This window comes from Paenibacillus tuaregi, assembly GCF_900086655.1.
Classification (GTDB): domain Bacteria; phylum Bacillota; class Bacilli; order Paenibacillales; family Paenibacillaceae; genus Fontibacillus; species Fontibacillus tuaregi.
In genome coordinates this window covers 4,273,503-4,289,804 of the sequence record NZ_LT575476.1, presented here as the reverse complement: position 1 = coordinate 4,289,804, position 16,302 = coordinate 4,273,503, and the positions used below count along the sequence as shown (strand labels likewise).

Here is a 16,302-nt window from a genome sequence, read left to right as displayed (position 1 = left end):
GCAAGTTCGTTTCGTATCTAGTTTTCAGGGAGCAAACCTCATTTCTATTCCGAAGCAAGCCTTCGGTTAGAAGGAACTAGCTTTCAGCATTTGGCGATGCTGAAACCTGAATTAGTTTTTCTGAAGTCAGAGATTCACCTGAGATAACTCAGAGAGCAATGACTCGGAAAATCCCGTTTGGTGGCGATGGCGGAGGGGTTCCACGCGTACCCATCCCGAACACGACCGTTAAGCCCTCCAGCGCCGATGGTACTTGGACCGCAGGGTCCTGGGAGAGTAGGACGCCGCCAAGCAAAATTCCTTTTGCAGGAAAAAGTAGCCTTAAAAAATGGCTTACATAATGAGGGCCTTTAGCTCAGCTGGTTAGAGCGCACCCCTGATAAGGGTGAGGTCGGTGGTTCGAGTCCACTAAGGCCCACCATAATTTGTGTACTTCTGGGATTCCTGAAAGTAACTGGGATAGACTTTGAAGCCACACATTACTTTTTGACGTGAATAAGGGGCCATAGCTCAGCTGGGAGAGCGCCTGCCTTGCAAGCAGGAGGTCAGCGGTTCGATCCCGCTTGGCTCCACCATATTCCCTGATAGCTCAGTTGGTAGAGCACTCGACTGTTAATCGAGTTGTCACAGGTTCGAGTCCTGTTCGGGGAGTACCGTTCCGGGAAATATAATGTTTCCCGGAACAACAACCTCTATCATGGAGAAGTGTCCGAGCTGGCCGAAGGAGCACGATTGGAAATCGTGTAGGCGTCACAAGCGTCTCGAGGGTTCGAATCCCTCTTTCTCCGCCATGTGTTTTCAATTATTTTAATATGGCCCGTTGGTCAAGGGGTTAAGACACCTCCCTTTCACGGAGGTAACAGGGGTTCGAATCCCCTACGGGTCACCACTTTCTTTAAATAGCTTCAAGTGGGGATGAGAACCCATTAGGGTTCGTCGGTGCATCTGCTTCGATAGAAGTACATCGCAGTCTCGTTTGAAAAACGAGTATCTCCTACGGGTCACCACTTTCATTGATATTTATGGAGGCTTAGCTCAGCTGGGAGAGCATCTGCCTTACAAGCAGAGGGTCGGGGGTTCGATCCCCTCAGCCTCCACCATAATATATTTTACTGACGCGGGGTGGAGCAGCCCGGTAGCTCGTCGGGCTCATAACCCGAAGGCCGCAGGTTCAAATCCTGCCCCCGCAATTTAATCCTGCTCTTAAGGATACGGGATTACTGAAAAGTGTGGAGCCGTGGTGTAGAGGCCTAACATGCCTGCCTGTCACGCAGGAGACCGCGGGTTCGAATCCCGTCGGCTCCGCCATTTAACATCCTTCTGTATCGGGATGAATTGAATAAAATTTCAGCACCGTGCCGGTGTAGCTCAACTGGTAGAGCAACTGACTTGTAATCAGTAGGTTGGGGGTTCAAGTCCTCTCGCCGGCACCATTTCATGGAGGCTTAGTGAAGTGGCTAAACACGGCAGACTGTAAATCTGCTCTCTACGAGTTCGGTGGTTCGAATCCATCAGCCTCCACCAGTTTTTTTAATTTTATAGTTTGTGATTTATGGCGGTCGTGGCGAAGGGGTTAACGCACCGGATTGTGGCTCCGGCACTCGTGGGTTCAAGTCCCATCGATCGCCCTTTTATTGGGGATTAGCCAAGCGGTAAGGCAACGGACTTTGACTCCGTCACGCATAGGTTCGAATCCTATATCCCCAGCCATTATCACCCCAAAAGTGAAGCAAATGCTTTGATGCAAATTCTGAATACTTTTCGGGGGCCGGTAACATTTGAGCCATTAGCTCAGTTGGTAGAGCACCTGACTTTTAATCAGGGTGTCGAAGGTTCGAGTCCTTCATGGCTCACCATTTACCCTGTATTAAAGGGTAGGTATGCAAGACATGTGCGCGTGTGGCGGAATTGGCAGACGCACTAGACTTAGGATCTAGCGTCTTTGACGTGGGGGTTCAAGTCCCTCCACGCGCACCAGATATGCGGACGTGGCTCAGCGGTAGAGCATCGCCTTGCCAAGGCGAGGGTCGCGGGTTCGATTCCCGTCGTCCGCTCCATTATATCGGGACGTAGCTCAGCTTGGTAGAGCACCTGGTTTGGGACCAGGGGGTCGCATGTTCAAATCGTGTCGTCCCGATTGTGATTTTGCAAGTGTAGTCATTCAAGTAACGGGACGTAGCTCAGCTTGGTAGAGCACCTGGTTTGGGACCAGGGGGTCGCATGTTCAAATCGTGTCGTCCCGACCACTAATTTTGCGGGTGTAGTTCAATGGTAGAACTTTAGCCTTCCAAGCTAATAGCGTGGGTTCGATTCCCATCACCCGCTTTTAATGTTCAGGAAAGAACGTTATGATGATTTATATCGTAACGTTCTTTTTTGCATATTCTATACATTTCCTTGAAATCTCATAACTGGCAACCTGGTTGATTGTTGAGACAAACGGTTAGAATTATTATAATCTGTACTAAAGCTCTCTTTTATAATGTATAGAAAGGAAAATCGGCCTTGACGAATTCGAAGAGCGAGCTGTTACATCGGCTGATTTCAGAAGGGGGCGCTTATAGATCCCTTTATGAGAACCATCCTGATGCCATCTCTGTAATGGATACCACCGGTAAGTACATTCATGCAAATTCGGCAGCTGAGAGAGTTACCGGCTATGAGCTGGAGCAGTTTGTCCGTATCCCGTCAGACCATTTATTCACGGCGGAAGGTGAGCGGCTTAGACAGTATTATTTTAAGCGGGCATTATCAGGTGAATCTTACGGTTTCGAAATCAAGTTTAAATGTGGTGATGGCAGGCTGCTTGACCTGTATGTAACCTATGTTCCGATCCAATTAAGTCATGAAATTATTGGCGTTTATTCGGTATTTAAAGATATTACAGCTACAAAGGAAATAGAGCAGCGCTTACTGGAATCTGAGAAGTTATATCAAGTTATTACGAATGACGCAAAGGATGTTATCGCCTTCACCTCTGAGGAAGGTATCTGTATATCCATCTCTCCTGCAATTCAAGAGCTGGTGGGTTATACCCCTGAGCAATTGGTAGGCACCTCCCTTAAGGAGCTGTTTGCAGACCAGAATTCACGTTATAAATATGAGCTGAATAAAACGAGCGGAATTGTTACCGGAAGGCTGAAACATGCACAAGGTCATGAGATATGGGTGGAGGCTAGTATCCAGAAGGTCCGGAATACAGGGGACAGCACAGATAAGCTGCTTATCATTGCCCGTGACATTACAGCCAGAATGATAGCGGAAGAGCAACTGCGTATCAGCGAACAGAGTCTCGCCCGGGCTCAGAGAATAGCCCATATCGGTTCCTGGCAGTGGGAAGCCGCGCAGGATGAACTGATCTGCTCTCAAGAATTCGTAAGCATATACGGAGTGGACTTTAGTAATGCCGAAAACCCGATGGAAGAGTGGCTTAAGGCAGTTCATCCGGAAGACAGCATGAGGATAAGGAATTTTATCCAAAGTGCAAATTTATTAGGCAGAAGATCTTTTGAATTGGAATTTAGAATTACAGGCGCTGATAATAAGGAGAAAGTTCTGTTCAGTCAAACCGATATTGAGGTGGATGCGTCCGGAGAAGTCAGCCGCTTGTTCGGTATTGTGCAGGATATCACGGAGCGGTACCAGATGGAGCGGAGGCTCCGCGACAGTGAGAAGCAGTACCGGTTAATCTCTGAGAATTCCCTTGATTTCATTTCAAGACATAAATCGGATGAAGGAAATACGTATTCTTACGCATCTCCAGCTTGTATGACTCTGCTCGGCTATACTCCTGAAGAGCTGGTAGGTACCAGTGCGTTTGATTATTTCCATCCAAATGATTATGAACTGGTCAAAGAATACTTATCTGAACAGCTTTCAGCCCGTGATAAGTATACGGTGACCTATCGCATCCGCCGGAAAGATGGGGTATACATCTGGTTTGAGAGTACTGGCAAGTATACCTACGATGAGCAGACTGGGGAACGTCTTGACGTCATAGCTGTGTCCCGCGATGTGACAGAGCGCAAGAATAGTGAGCGCAGGCTGCAGGAGAGCCAACAGCGCTATAAATCGTTGTTTGAGCATAGCCCGTCGGCGGTGTATTCTTTTGATCTGGCCGGGAGATACAAGACCGTTAACGCTAATCTTGAGGCGTTGTCCGGCTACAGCAAGGATGAGCTTGTGGGAAAGAGCTTCAAAAAACTGATTCATGGGCCAGAATTAAACAAAACCTTGTACCATTTTGGCTTGTCTATGAAAGGGCAGCCTCAGACCTACGAGACCACTCTTATTCACAAGAATGGAACACCAGTGGAACTCAGTGTTACCAATGTGCCGATCATCGTAGATGATCAGGTGGTTGGAGTATATGGAATTGCTAGCGATATCACCGAACGCAAACGGTACATTGAGCAAATTGAACAGTTGAGTTATCAGCACGCTTTAATTCTTAATTCTGTATCTGAAGGGATCTATGGCCTGGATGAGGAGGGAAGGACTATCTTTATGAATCCGGCTGCCTCCAAAATGCTGGGATACACGGTAAAAGAGGTCATTGGCACGATCAACCATGAACTTATCCATCATACCCGAAGTGATGGAATCTCCTATCCAATTGAAGAATGCCCTATCCATCAGACGCTTAGGGATGGTACGCCCCGGTATGTGAACGAAGAGGTGTTCTGGAGAAAAGACGGCTCAAGCTTCCTGGTGACTTACCGGGTAACCCCCTTGTATGACCGTGAGCAAATTGTGGGTACGGTTGTTGTGTTTAATGACATTACTAACGAGCGCGAAATTATTAAGGCCAAGGAATCGGCGGAGCGTGCGACCAAGGCTAAATCAGAGTTTCTGGCGATGATGAGTCATGAGATCCGTACCCCGTTGAACGGCATTATCGGGATGAGCGATCTTCTGTTGGAAACGGAGCTCGAAGAGGAACAGAAGGAATATGCCCACATTATCTCGGATAGCGGACGGGCGCTGCTCCGGATTCTTAATGACGTGCTTGATTTCAGCAAAGTTGAGGCAGGGAAAATGGCCTTGGAATACGACTCGTTCAATTTGAGGGCTTCCGTGGCAAGTGTGGTGGATCTCTTTGCTCCTGGCGCTGCGGAGAAGGGACTGGCTATCACCTACAGCATCGACCCATCCATTCCTGAAATGATCATCAGTGATCCTTCCCGGGTAAGGCAGGTCTTAATTAATCTGGTTGGCAACGCCCTTAAATTTACGGAATCGGGGAAAATTACGATCCATGTGTCCCGCATCCCTGCTTCCGAATTTACAGGCTTGCTGCTGGAATTCAGCATTTCAGATACAGGGATAGGTATACCTAGGGATAAGCTTAATCGGCTGTTTCAGTCTTTCTCCCAGCTGCATCCAGGTATTAATCGCAAGTATGGAGGAACTGGGCTGGGACTAGCCATCTGCAAAAAAATCGTTGAGCTCATGGGCGGCTCCATTTCTGTGGAGAGCACGGAAGGAAATGGGTCGACCTTTCGTTTTACGGTGATCAGCTATGATGCGAATCTGATTCAAGAAGATTCAGACTTCTCTGGTACCCTTATTCGCGAGGATCAGGGGGAAGAGGGAAGTGAGTCCTTAAGTATTCAGCCTTTACAGACTGAGCGCCATCTTAAGGTGCTGATTGCGGAAGATCACCCGGTGAACCGTCAGGTGTTTGTTCAGATGCTCGGTAAGCTTGGAATTGCCCCTGATATTGCCCGCAATGGAGTGGAAGCTGTGGAGGCGGTCTCAAGGCAGCGCTATGACCTTATTTTTATGGACATCAACATGTCTGTGATGGATGGGATTAAAGCCGCAAGGATTATTAGACAGCTGGTACCTGAAGGAGAGAAGCCGGTAATTATAGCCGTCAGCGCTTATGATTACAATGAGGACAGGAAGCTTTGTCTGGAAAGCGGGATGGAGGATTTCATGAAGAAGCCCTTAACTCCCGAGAAGATCCAGCGCAAATTGCAGGAATGGAAAAGTGTTCTGGATCTAAGGTACCCATAACTATGCCTTAACCATAACTCTAAAACCAAGAGGAAGCCCTCGCCGGATTAAGCCGGGAGGGCTTCTTCTTGGTCTTAGACTATTCAGCCAGATAGATAATTCCAATTGTCTTCGGCCCGCAGTGGCTGCAGATGACACAGCCGGCATCGCTTAAGAGAACCTCACGTGCACCGGTCTTCTCACGTATAAGCTCGGCCATGTCGATGGCGTCCTGTTCAGCCATAGTATGAACCACAAAGATAGTTTCTTTATCCATCTGCCCAGCTCTGGAAAGTGCGTTGCTGACCATCTGGTCTAAAGCTTTCTCACGGCTGCCGCGCACCTTGTAAGCAGGTGTCATCTTCCCTTGCTGAACTTTAATGACCGGTCGGATCTTCAGCAGGCTGCCCACAAGGTTCTGCATGCCGGAGCATCTTCCCCCTTTGTATAAGTAGTCCAAAGAATCAATAACGAATTCGGTATCAACTTTCGGGCGGATACGCTCCAGGAGGGCCACGATTTCGCTTACGGTATGACCGGCTTGCGCGGCCTTAGCTGCCCGAAGCACCTGAATTCCAATGCCGGTGGACAAGTTTAAAGAATCCACCACGGTAACCTGCCCGTCCGGAAATTCGCTAGAAGCTATAACCGCGTTCTGGTATGTAGAAGAGAGCTCAGAAGACAGACTGATGTATATAATTTGGTCCCCGGCTTCTATCGATGGGGTAAAGGCCGAAATAAAGTCAGCTGGAGAGGGGGCAGCAGTCTTCGGGAGCTTCCCTGTCTCACTGACCTTCTCGTATAACTGTGGAGGAGTCAGATCAACGCCATCCCGAAACGTTTGGTCATTAAAAACGACATACAGGGGTATGATGCCTATGTTATATTCGCTAATTAGATTTGGAGGAAGATCTGAAGTACTGTCCGCAAAAATTTTTATATTTCCCATTGCGATTCACCTTTCCGCGTTTGATGCAATCTTTTGAATCGTATTAAAGTTTAGCTGGTACGAATGAGGAAGAGTACCAGCATAAGAGCCGGAGGCAATGCGCCAATACAGACGCCCAGAATGGCAAACAGTCTCTTCCGGTTGGCTAAGGTCAGGCCGATAATACCGAGTATAACAGATACCAGGGTGAGGGCCATAGCTGCCAATATAGTCACACCAGCCTGTACAACACCGGGATGATTTACGATAGTTTCTGTCGGAACGGATTTTGCAGCGTTAAGCAAATCATGAGCCGTTACAACTATAATAAAGATTGCGGCGACGTAAGCAAACAGGGCAACGATACTTACAATGAAAGAGGCAATCCCAGGTCCCGAGTGCTTCAGCTTCCCTTCAGGCAGGCCTGGTCCTGAGATGTTGTGATTATCCATTTAATGATCTCCTTTACAATTCTCACACTTCTTAACCTCGTTTTAATTTTTCATAAATTCCAAAAAAAATCAAGGAATCTTTGTAATTATATGCTTATTAATACTTTTATACAAAAGGGTTGTGTGGCAGAGAAGGCTGGTAATACGATAAGATAGCAGGTAAGACAGGAATATGGGATAGAGGAGATGAAAATTAGCATGAACCGGAAGTATGTTGGCATAGGAGCGCTCCTGCTCCTGCTGAGTGTGGCGATCGGGGCATTTGGCGCCCATGCCCTAGAGAAAATTCTAGGGGATTATAAAGCTACCTATGAAACGGGTGTTCATTACCATATGATTCATGCTGTTGGTATTATATTGATTGCCCTCGCTGCTGGACAGTGGGGAGAATCACGCAAGCTGCTCTGGGCGGCCAGGCTGATGGTTGCCGGTATTATTCTGTTCTCAGGCAGCCTATATGTGCTGAGCATTACTGGTATCAAAGTACTCGGGGCGATTACTCCGCTTGGTGGAGTGGCCTTTATTATAGGCTGGCTGCTGTTTGCAATGGCGGCATTTAAAAAGTAAAAGGGAAAGGGCGTTCTTCGGATTCAACTGAAGAACGCCCTTTGTTATTGATTTTGCACTTATGCATCCACAAAATCAATAATTTCACTGAGCCTAAAGGTATAAACCTGCTTCTCATCAACATGGTACACATTTATCGTCCGGGTATCCGGTGCATAGTTCAAAATACGGCAGGGCAGCGTAACTCTCTCCCGGTTGCGTTCAATGGACAAGCGCACCAGCTTATTATTGGCTACATAGTTCTGGATCCAAGACTGGATGGCGGCCTCGTTCATGTTGACCATAGAACTGAGCTTGTCAGCCACTTCCAAAGATGGTTTCGGTGCCGGTTTCTTAACCTCTTCCTTTACTGGTTCTTTGGATGCGAGATCTTCGCCTGGATTCGTAGATGCTTTGGATATCATGGCTTGTCTCTTTGCCGATAATGTAGCTTCAATAATTTCGCCAAGCTCCACACCGGACTTGATCCGGTAGTCTACCAGTTTCCCTTGATTAAGCAGCTCAATCAGAGATTGGAGGGCGAGAGCATTGGATTTACTTTTAATTAAAATATCGACATTAAACAAGTAGGCAAGTTCATCGTTATTATTCTTGTTAGTCATAGGCCCCTTCATATCCTGGTTTTTCTATAAATCATACCATTATTTTATGGAGGAGCAAAGCCTTAGAAAATCCTGTTTAGTGCCAATTTCATACATCTGAATTCTTATGAAAAAAGCGCTGCCAAGTTCTTATGATAAGGTGGTCTCACAATCCCCTTCTCGGTGATGATGGCGGTTACATACTCATTCGGTGTCACATCAAAAGCGGGATTGAATACTTTTACGCCTGCCGGGGCTGTACGTTTACCAAAGCCTTCGGTCACTTCGCTCTCCGGGCGTTCTTCAATCGGAATATCCTGGCCGGTAGGTGTATTCAGATCAATGGTGGAGAGGGGCGATGCTACGTAAAAAGGGATTCCATGAGATTTTGCCAGGACGGCAACCCCATAGGTACCGATCTTGTTGGCGACATCGCCATTGGCCGCGACCCGGTCGGTTCCGACGATTACGGCTTGAACCCAGCCTTTGGCCATAACCACAGCAGCCATGTTGTCCGTCAGAAGGGTGACGTCAATTCCGGCCTGCTGGAGTTCAAAAGCAGTCAACCTCGCTCCTTGCAGGACAGGGCGGGTCTCGTCCGCGAACACCTTAAGCGGGATTCCGCGCTCCTTCGCAAGGTAGAATGGGGCCAGAGCGGTGCCGTATTTGGCTGTTGCAAGTCCTCCTGCATTGCAGTGGGTCAGCACGCCCATGCCGCTCTCGAACAGAGGCAGGGCGTTCTCCCCGATCAAGCGGCACACTTCTTCATCTTCCTGGTGAATCAAAATCGCTTCCGCCAGCAGCCCCAGATAACGGTTCTCAAGTTCAGGCTGCTCTTCTGCAAGAAGGGCTGCCCGGTTCTTCATCCGGTCGAGCGCCCAGAACAGATTAACTGCGGTTGGACGTGAAGTGGCCAAATAATCAGCCGCTTTCGTAATATGCTCAAGCCAGCCGGATGCGTCACCCTTGTAACTTTGAGCAGCCAGCGCTACGCCGTAAGCGGCGGAGATTCCGATGGCTGGAGCACCCCTAACTTTCATGGAAGCAATGGCTTCCCACACTTCCTCAGGTGAAGTCAGTTCATGAAACACAATCTGTTCTGGGAGCAGGCGCTGATCCAGAAGAAACAGCCGGTTGTCCTCCCAGCGAAGACTTAATAGGGGACCTTGGCCTTCTGGATTCGGCGATTGGTTTAAATCTGGATGTAAGCTCATAGGGTCACTTGTTCCTCCTTTGCTGCCTGTTTGGCAATTGCGGCGATCTCTTCAATAGAGCTTGCAAAGCGTCCCCGCCGCACAAGTGCTGTGCCAATCTGAAGAGCAGCCTGCTTAGCCTGCCGCTGCAGTGCGGCATCCTCGATCGTATCGATGTCCGCCACATGGGATAAACCAACAATACGCCGGATCATTTTGGCGCCAGCAAAGCCGATGGTATCGCGAAGAATCTTCTGTACGTACATATCCTGGTATCCGGCGGTCCGGGCGGTGACATCAACCACGTCACGGTTCCACAGCTCCCGGAAGTTTGATTCAAAATGGCGCCATACGCTCTCCACCATCTGAAGCAGCCGCCCACGGCGGGCCTGCAGTTCCTCCAAGGAAAGACTCCAGCCTGGCTGTGCCGCATAGTTAAGCAGGAGGTTGGCAATTACCGCTCCAATATCAAAGCCCATCGGGCCATAGTAGGCAAATTCCGGATCAATCACCTTGGTGGAGTCGGGAGTTGCGAAAATGCTTCCTGTGTGGAGATCCCCGTGAAGCAGGGCCTCGGCATGAGTCAGGAACTTCTCGCGCAGAAGGGCGATTTCAAGACGGAGTTCATCATCATGCCACAGAGCTTCGGCATCCTGCCGGATGTCTTCGCTGAAATTGTTGTTAGGTGAATCCCGGTAAGGATCTTCGAAGATCAGATCCTCCGTGATTTTGCACAGATCCGGATTAATAAACTGGGCAACCCGCAGCTTCTTCTCCTGCTGATTCATCCCAAGATCCGATGTATAGAAGAGGGTGGAGGCCATAAATCTTCCGATATGCTTGGCGAACAGAGGATATTCCTGTCCCTCGATCAAGCCTTTGCGCATAATCGTATGGTCGCTGAGATCCTCCATCACCGTGATGGCCAGTTCATCATCGTAGGAGTAAACGGCCGGCACCAAGTCGGGGGCGTAAGCATGCTGAATTTGAAGCGCCTCCCGTTCAATCCTTGCACGGTCCAGGCTAAGCGGCCAGGACTCTCCGACAACCTTGGCATAAGGCAGCGCCTGCTTAATAATGAGCCCTTTACCGTCTGCTTCATCCGTAACATGAAACACGAGATTTAAATTGCCGTCTCCTATCTCCCGGACCGACAATTCCGCATCCTCACGGAAATGGCCAGGGATCGATTGTGCTAAAGCAACTGCCTCATCTAAAGACAGAGGATGATATTGGGACATACAGAACACCTCCGGGGACACTTATAGGTCTTAATATTTTATGGGTAAAAATAACTTGAAGTTAGTATATCGGAAAAGTAACCCTTTTTGTATCTTTTTTTAATGGAATAGAGATTGTTTCGTCCAGAACTGGGCAGGGTAAAAGTAGTCATGGGACGATACTGTTCCAGACAACATGACCTATCATTCACGGGGTAACCCGGTGGAATGATCATAAATCCAATTTCCAATGAAAAGTGAGGGAATTTAACATGGCTAAAACAGATTCAAAATCAAACAGCAAAACAAACACATCTGGATTGGAACAGGTGCTTAACCAACAGATCGCTAATCTTAATGTATTGTATGTAAAGATCCATAATTACCATTGGTATGTTAAAGGAAACAACTTCTTTACGCTGCATGTGAAATTTGAGGAGCTATATAACGAAGTGGCTTTGAAAATGGATGAGATTGCCGAACGTCTTCTCGCTATCAAGGGAAGCCCGGCTGCAACGCTTAAGGAATATCTTGACCTCGCAACGATTCAGGAAGCAACAGGTAAGGAAGATCCTAACACCATGGTGCAGAACCTGATCGAGGATTTCGCCACCCTGTCCGAGTCCTTCTCTGAAGGGATTGAGCTGGCGGACAAGGCTGAAGATGAAGCAACGAGCGACCTGCTGACTGGATTCAAGGGAGAGCTTGAAAAACATATGTGGATGCTGCGCTCTTATTTGGGATAACCATGAATCATAAGGTTCTGGCATTGAAGGAATGGGCTTCGGCCCTCTCCGTATTGGAGAGCGGTCAGCAGATCCTTCTGATGCGCAAGGGCGGAATCAAGGAGGAGACCAGACACTTTGAGGTGAAAAGTCCCTCCTTTTATTTATATCCGTCCTATGAGCATCAGCGCCGCGAGCTTGTCAAACCGGAGTTTAGAAAGTTGGTTGATGAGTCTATTGCGGACGGGAACCAGGAAGATCGGATGGTCACAATCAAGCTCTTCGCAGAAGTTGCCGAGGATATCGAACTAAGCAGCGAAGAGAAGATCAGGCGGCTGCAGGATTTTCACATGTGGATGCCCACCTTCGCCGAGGAGCGTTTGAGATGGAAGTCCCGTGATCCTCTCCATGTGCTGCTTCTGAGAATATATGTATTGGATAAGCCCGTTACGCTTCCTGTTCTCCCGGCTTATATTGGATGCAAATCTTGGATTGAGCTGCCAGCTGAGTTTGAAGTCGGGCCCATGACTCCTGTGCTGGGAACCAAGGAGTTCGGGGATAAGGCAGCGGCTATCAAGCGGATACTGCAGGTCTAAATAAGCTCTCAGGCTTGGCTGAATTTTAGCCAGGCCTGATCTATTTTGCAAAAGCTGCCGAAAGACAGGATATTTAAGGAGAAATAAGCTGAATAGACGAGGTCCAAGGCGTATGGGACAGATTGATAAACGCTAGGAAGTAGGGTAGAATGAAATGAGAATCATTGAGAATCACTTAGAATAATTCTAATTTGATACTCATTATGGTACAATTGCAGGCAGTATGGGAGACGTCCCGTTTCAAATATACGTGGAATCTAATGACACTTACATTGACGGAGGGAGCAGTAAATCATGGCTACACATTTTACGATTGAAGGTTTGAAAGCTACGATTGAAGGCAAGGAAATCTTGAAGGGAATCAACCTGGAGATCAAGGGCGGCGAAATCCACGCTATTATGGGACCGAACGGAACAGGTAAGAGTACTCTGGCTTCGGCTTTAATGGGGCATCCTAAATATGAAGTAACGGATGGTAAAGTCACTTTGGACGGAGAAGATGTGCTCGAGATGGAAGTTGACGAGCGCGCCCGTGCCGGCTTGTTTCTGGCAATGCAGTACCCTAGTGAAATCGCAGGGGTGACGAATTCCGACTTTCTTCGCAGTGCTATCAACGCACGCCGCGGGGAAGGTAACGAAGTATCCCTGATCAAGTTCATCCGCCAAATGGAAGGCAAGATGAAAGAGCTTGAAATGAACCCTGAATTTGCACACCGTTATTTGAATGAAGGCTTCTCCGGCGGTGAGAAGAAGCGGAATGAAATTCTTCAAATGATGCTGCTTGATCCGAAAATTGTTGTGCTTGATGAAATTGACTCCGGTCTTGATATCGACGCACTCCGCATTGTGGCTAACGGGGTTAACACCATGCGTAGTGAAGAGCGTGGTTTCTTGATTATTACCCACTATCAACGCCTGCTTAACTACATTACGCCTGACTTTGTACACGTGATGATGCAGGGCCGTATCGTTAAGTCCGGTGGACCTGAGCTGGCTGAGCGTCTGGAGAAGGACGGATATGACTGGGTTAAAGAAGAGCTTGGAATTGTAGACGAGACTGTAGGTCAAGAGGCGTAAGCGGAAGGAGGAGAATACATGACTACACAAACCATTCTTCCGGTTGACCGCGAAGCCCTGGAGGCATTCTCCAAGTCAAACGGCGAGCCATCTTGGGTAACCGAGAGCCGCGCCAAAGCACTCGAGCTTGCAGCCGGACTTGAACTGCCAAAACTGGAAAAGACAAGACTGGACCGCTGGACGCTGTCCAATTACGGAAAGCTTCGTCAAGGCGCGCAAGCTTCACAGGAACTTCCTGAAAGCTTGTCCAGCCTGGTGGAAATTAATGAGCACAGCAATCTGATTGTTCAACGCAATTCAGGAGTGGTATTCACTCAATTGTCGCAGGAATTGGCTGCACAAGGTGTGATTTTTACCGACCTGGAAACTGCTGTGCGCGAGCATGCTGATCTGGTACAGAAGCATTTGTTCACTGCGGTGCCTGCGGAAGAGAACCAGCTGACAGCTCTTCATGCGGCAATGTGGAACGGCGGCGTGTTCCTGTATGTGCCGAAAAATGTGGAAGTTGAAATTCCGCTTCAGGCTGTATTTTTGATCGATGACGCGGCTGAAGGCTTTACTCCACACGTGCTGATTGTTGCGGACAGCAACAGCCGGGTGACTTACGTGGATAACTACATTTCCGGTGACCTAAGCGGCGAGCTCGTTCATAACGGTGCTGCTGAGGTATTTGTTAAGGCTGGCGCTAAAGTGCAGTTTGCTTCGGTCCATCACCTTGCCGGACAAATTACAGATTTAACTTACCGCCGTGCGGTTGTTGAGAATGATGGCAGCATTGAGTGGATCATCGGTGAAATGAACAGTGGAGATGCCATGAGTGAAACCCTCAGCATCCTTAAAGGAAATGGCTCCACTTCTGATGCGAAGGTTATTGCGGTTGGATCAGGTGACCAGAAGCTGAACTATACCACTAAAGCGGTTCACTTCGGGAAGAGCTCGGATAGCCAAATGATCACCCGTGCCGTGATGCGTGAGCAAGCAACCGCTATTATCAACGGGATTACCAAGATCGAGAAAGGTGCGACCAAAGCTAACGGTGAGCAGACGGAGAAAGTGCTTATGCTTAGCCCGAAAGCCCGTGGGGACGCCAATCCAATCCTGCTGATTGATGAGGACGATGTTACAGCCGGCCATGCTGCCTCTGTCGGCCAAGTCAATCAGGAGCAGATTTATTATCTTATGTCTCGTGGAATTTCCCGGGAGCAGGCGGAGCGTCTGATTATTTATGGCTTCCTTGCACCTGTTGTATCCGAGATTCCACTTGAACAGCTTCAGACTCAGCTTCAAAGCCTGGTCGAAAGGAAGCTGGGACAATGAACAGCCAGTGGATCAAGGAACAGTTCCCCATACTGAACCAAGAGGTCAATGGCCATCCACTTGTATATTTGGACAGTGCGGCGTCTTCCCAGAAGCCGCGTGCTGTTATTGAAGCAATCAAGCATTATTATGAATGGGATAATGCAAATGTTCACCGCGGCGTGCATACCTTGGGAAGCCGGGCGACCGACGCCTATGAGGGCGCCCGGGAGAAGGTTGCCAAGTTCATTGGGGCGAAGCGGTCCGAAGAGATCGTTTTTACCCGGGGAACGACAACCGCGCTTAATTTGGTAGCTTCATCTTATGGACCTACTGTTATAAACGAAGGGGACGAAATTGTGATCACCCAAATGGAGCATCACAGCAACTTTATCCCTTGGCAGCAGCTTGCCTTGAGAACAGGCGCTACGCTGAAGTTTATTCCACTCGAACAGGACGGTACAGTAACCATTGAAGCTGCTGAGAAGACGATTACTCCTAAGACCAAGATCGTAGCGATGGCTTATGTGTCGAATGTTATGGGGGTTATCAACCCGGTTAAGCAAATTGCTGAAGTGGCTCACCGTAACGGTGCGGTTATGGTTGTAGACGGGGCACAGAGCACGCCACATTTAAAAGTGAATGTACAGGATCTGGATTGCGACTTCTACACCATTTCAGGCCATAAAATGTGCGGTCCAACGGGCATTGGGGTATTATATGGTAAGAAGGCTCTTCTCAATGCGATGCCGCCGATTGAGTTCGGCGGTGAGATGATTGATGATGTCGGGCTTTACGAGTCGACCTGGAAAGACGCACCGATGAGATTTGAGGGCGGCACTCCGATCATTGCCGGCGCTGTTGGCCTTGGGGCAGCGATTGATTTCCTTACCGAGGTCGGTATGGAAGAAATTGAACGCCATGAGAAAAAGCTTGCCGGATATGCCATGGACCGCTTGTCCCAGATTGACGGGGTGAGCATCTATGGCCCAGCCAAACGGCAGGTTGGCCTGGTTACCTTCAACCTCGGTGGTGTGCATCCTCATGATGTGGCAACTGTGCTTGATTCTTACGGTGTGGCTATCCGTGCAGGACACCACTGCTGCCAGCCGCTTATGCGTTGGCTTCAGGTGAGCTCTACCGCTAGAGCCAGCTTGTACTTGTACAATACCGAACAGGATATTGACCGCTTGGCCGATGCTTTAGTTCAAGCAAAGGAGTACTTCGCATGACACAACTGGACGATCTTTACCGGCGTGTAATTATGGATCACTATAAAAACCCGCGCAACCGCGGCAAGTTCGAAGAAGATACGGTAGTGGTGGATTTGAACAATCCGACCTGTGGTGACCGGATCTCGCTTCAGCTCAAGCTGGAAGATGGAGTTGTCAAGGATGCCCGGTTTACTGGAGAAGGCTGCTCCATCAGCATGTCCTCCGCATCTATGATGACGGAAGCCGTAAAGGGCAGAAAGCTTGAAGAAGCCTTGGATTTTGCCGACCGTTTCTCTTCCCTCATGAAGGGGGAAGACGTGACTTTTGACGACTATGAGGATTTGGAAGCTTTGTCCGGCGTGAGCAAATTCCCTGCCCGCATCAAGTGTGCAACGTTGGCATGGAATGCGCTGCGCAAGGGCATTGACCATGATGACTGATTACGACATATAG

The 16,302-nt window shown here is 48.7% G+C and carries 13 protein-coding genes, 18 tRNA genes and 1 rRNA gene; 27 read left to right on the top strand and 5 right to left on the bottom strand.

Annotation, left to right across the window (positions count from 1 at the left end):
• Nucleotides 1–176 precede the first annotated feature (176 nt).
• The 20 genes from rrf to BN6628_RS19120 all read left to right on the top strand — a co-directional run bounded on the left by rrf (nt 177) and on the right by BN6628_RS19120 (nt 6,021).
• Nucleotides 177–293: ribosomal RNA gene (gene rrf / locus BN6628_RS19215) — 5S ribosomal RNA — on the top strand.
• Between the two features lie 51 nt (nt 294–344).
• Nucleotides 345–421 (top strand) — tRNA-Ile (locus tag BN6628_RS19210).
• 78 nt (nt 422–499) lie between these two features.
• Nucleotides 500–575 (top strand) — tRNA-Ala (locus BN6628_RS19205).
• A gap of 3 nt (nt 576–578) precedes the next feature.
• Nucleotides 579–651, top strand: a tRNA-Asn gene (locus BN6628_RS19200).
• Between the two features lie 48 nt (nt 652–699).
• Nucleotides 700–791, top strand: a tRNA-Ser gene (locus tag BN6628_RS19195).
• Between the two features lie 23 nt (nt 792–814).
• Nucleotides 815–889 (top strand) — tRNA-Glu (locus BN6628_RS19190).
• 135 nt (nt 890–1,024) lie between these two features.
• Nucleotides 1,025–1,100: transfer RNA gene (locus tag BN6628_RS19185), tRNA-Val, on the top strand.
• Nucleotides 1,101–1,116: 16 nt separating this feature from the next.
• A tRNA-Met gene (locus tag BN6628_RS19180) sits at nt 1,117–1,190 on the top strand.
• A 41-nt stretch (nt 1,191–1,231) separates the two neighbouring features.
• Nucleotides 1,232–1,308: transfer RNA gene (locus tag BN6628_RS19175), tRNA-Asp, on the top strand.
• 49 nt (nt 1,309–1,357) lie between these two features.
• Nucleotides 1,358–1,433 (top strand) — tRNA-Thr (locus BN6628_RS19170).
• Between the two features lie 6 nt (nt 1,434–1,439).
• A tRNA-Tyr gene (locus BN6628_RS19165) sits at nt 1,440–1,524 on the top strand.
• A gap of 31 nt (nt 1,525–1,555) precedes the next feature.
• Nucleotides 1,556–1,628, top strand: a tRNA-His gene (locus tag BN6628_RS19160).
• A gap of 7 nt (nt 1,629–1,635) precedes the next feature.
• Nucleotides 1,636–1,710: transfer RNA gene (locus BN6628_RS19155), tRNA-Gln, on the top strand.
• A gap of 70 nt (nt 1,711–1,780) precedes the next feature.
• Nucleotides 1,781–1,856 (top strand) — tRNA-Lys (locus BN6628_RS19150).
• 37 nt (nt 1,857–1,893) lie between these two features.
• Nucleotides 1,894–1,977, top strand: a tRNA-Leu gene (locus tag BN6628_RS19145).
• 5 nt (nt 1,978–1,982) lie between these two features.
• Nucleotides 1,983–2,057: transfer RNA gene (locus BN6628_RS19140), tRNA-Gly, on the top strand.
• Between the two features lie 6 nt (nt 2,058–2,063).
• Nucleotides 2,064–2,137, top strand: a tRNA-Pro gene (locus tag BN6628_RS19135).
• 32 nt (nt 2,138–2,169) lie between these two features.
• Nucleotides 2,170–2,246 (top strand) — tRNA-Pro (locus BN6628_RS19130).
• 8 nt (nt 2,247–2,254) lie between these two features.
• Nucleotides 2,255–2,325: transfer RNA gene (locus BN6628_RS19125), tRNA-Gly, on the top strand.
• Nucleotides 2,326–2,505: 180 nt separating this feature from the next.
• Entirely contained in the window at nt 2,506–6,021 is a 3,516-nt protein-coding gene (locus tag BN6628_RS19120) for a PAS domain S-box protein (RefSeq protein ID WP_068619957.1), read from the top strand.
• A 79-nt stretch (nt 6,022–6,100) separates the two neighbouring features.
• On the opposite strand, the gene BN6628_RS19115 is transcribed toward BN6628_RS19120, so the two are convergent.
• On the bottom strand, nt 6,101–6,949 hold the full coding sequence (locus BN6628_RS19115) for a DegV family protein (protein ID WP_068619956.1): 849 nt from the start codon (nt 6,947–6,949) through the stop codon (nt 6,101–6,103).
• A 50-nt stretch (nt 6,950–6,999) separates the two neighbouring features.
• Nucleotides 7,000–7,380 (bottom strand): hypothetical protein, encoded by a 381-nt coding sequence (locus BN6628_RS19110; protein ID WP_068619955.1) that lies wholly within the window; start codon nt 7,378–7,380, stop codon nt 7,000–7,002.
• A gap of 198 nt (nt 7,381–7,578) precedes the next feature.
• On the opposite strand from BN6628_RS19110, the gene BN6628_RS19105 reads away from it, so the two are divergent.
• Nucleotides 7,579–7,947: a DUF423 domain-containing protein gene (locus BN6628_RS19105; RefSeq protein WP_068619954.1), complete on the top strand. Its 369-nt coding sequence runs from the start codon at nt 7,579–7,581 to the stop codon at nt 7,945–7,947.
• A gap of 59 nt (nt 7,948–8,006) precedes the next feature.
• Here BN6628_RS19105 and BN6628_RS19100 read toward each other — a convergent pair whose 3' ends face one another.
• From BN6628_RS19100 to mtnK, 3 genes are all read right to left on the bottom strand, one after another.
• Complete coding sequence (locus BN6628_RS19100) at nt 8,007–8,549, bottom strand: hypothetical protein (RefSeq protein ID WP_068619953.1); 543 nt, start codon at nt 8,547–8,549, stop codon at nt 8,007–8,009.
• A gap of 104 nt (nt 8,550–8,653) precedes the next feature.
• Entirely contained in the window at nt 8,654–9,742 is a 1,089-nt protein-coding gene (gene mtnA, locus BN6628_RS19095; protein WP_068619952.1) for an S-methyl-5-thioribose-1-phosphate isomerase, read from the bottom strand.
• Nucleotides 9,739–10,962: an S-methyl-5-thioribose kinase gene (mtnK, locus tag BN6628_RS19090; protein WP_068619951.1), complete on the bottom strand. Its 1,224-nt coding sequence runs from the start codon at nt 10,960–10,962 to the stop codon at nt 9,739–9,741. The genes mtnA and mtnK overlap by 4 nt, the downstream gene beginning before the upstream one ends.
• A gap of 251 nt (nt 10,963–11,213) precedes the next feature.
• Here mtnK and BN6628_RS19085 point away from each other — a divergent pair, with 251 nt between their 5' ends.
• The 6 genes from BN6628_RS19085 (at nt 11,214) to sufU (ending at nt 16,289) form a co-directional block, all read left to right on the top strand.
• Nucleotides 11,214–11,687: a Dps family protein gene (locus tag BN6628_RS19085; RefSeq protein ID WP_068619950.1), complete on the top strand. Its 474-nt coding sequence runs from the start codon at nt 11,214–11,216 to the stop codon at nt 11,685–11,687.
• Nucleotides 11,688–11,689: 2 nt separating this feature from the next.
• On the top strand, nt 11,690–12,262 hold the full coding sequence (locus BN6628_RS19080) for a DUF1802 family protein (protein WP_068619949.1): 573 nt from the start codon (nt 11,690–11,692) through the stop codon (nt 12,260–12,262).
• Nucleotides 12,263–12,556: 294 nt separating this feature from the next.
• Nucleotides 12,557–13,339, top strand: a complete 783-nt coding sequence (sufC, locus tag BN6628_RS19075; protein WP_068619948.1) for a Fe-S cluster assembly ATPase SufC — start codon at nt 12,557–12,559, stop codon at nt 13,337–13,339.
• 18 nt (nt 13,340–13,357) lie between these two features.
• Complete coding sequence (gene sufD / locus BN6628_RS19070; RefSeq protein ID WP_068619947.1) at nt 13,358–14,656, top strand: Fe-S cluster assembly protein SufD; 1,299 nt, start codon at nt 13,358–13,360, stop codon at nt 14,654–14,656.
• A complete protein-coding gene (locus BN6628_RS19065; protein WP_068619946.1) occupies nt 14,653–15,867 on the top strand; it encodes a cysteine desulfurase in 1,215 nt (404 codons plus the stop codon). Before sufD ends, BN6628_RS19065 begins: the two co-directional genes overlap by 4 nt.
• The gene (sufU, locus tag BN6628_RS19060) at nt 15,864–16,289 is read left to right on the top strand and encodes a Fe-S cluster assembly sulfur transfer protein SufU (RefSeq protein WP_068619945.1); all 426 of its coding nucleotides are present in this window, start codon (nt 15,864–15,866) and stop codon (nt 16,287–16,289) included. The genes BN6628_RS19065 and sufU overlap by 4 nt, the downstream gene beginning before the upstream one ends.
• Nucleotides 16,290–16,302 lie beyond the last annotated feature (13 nt).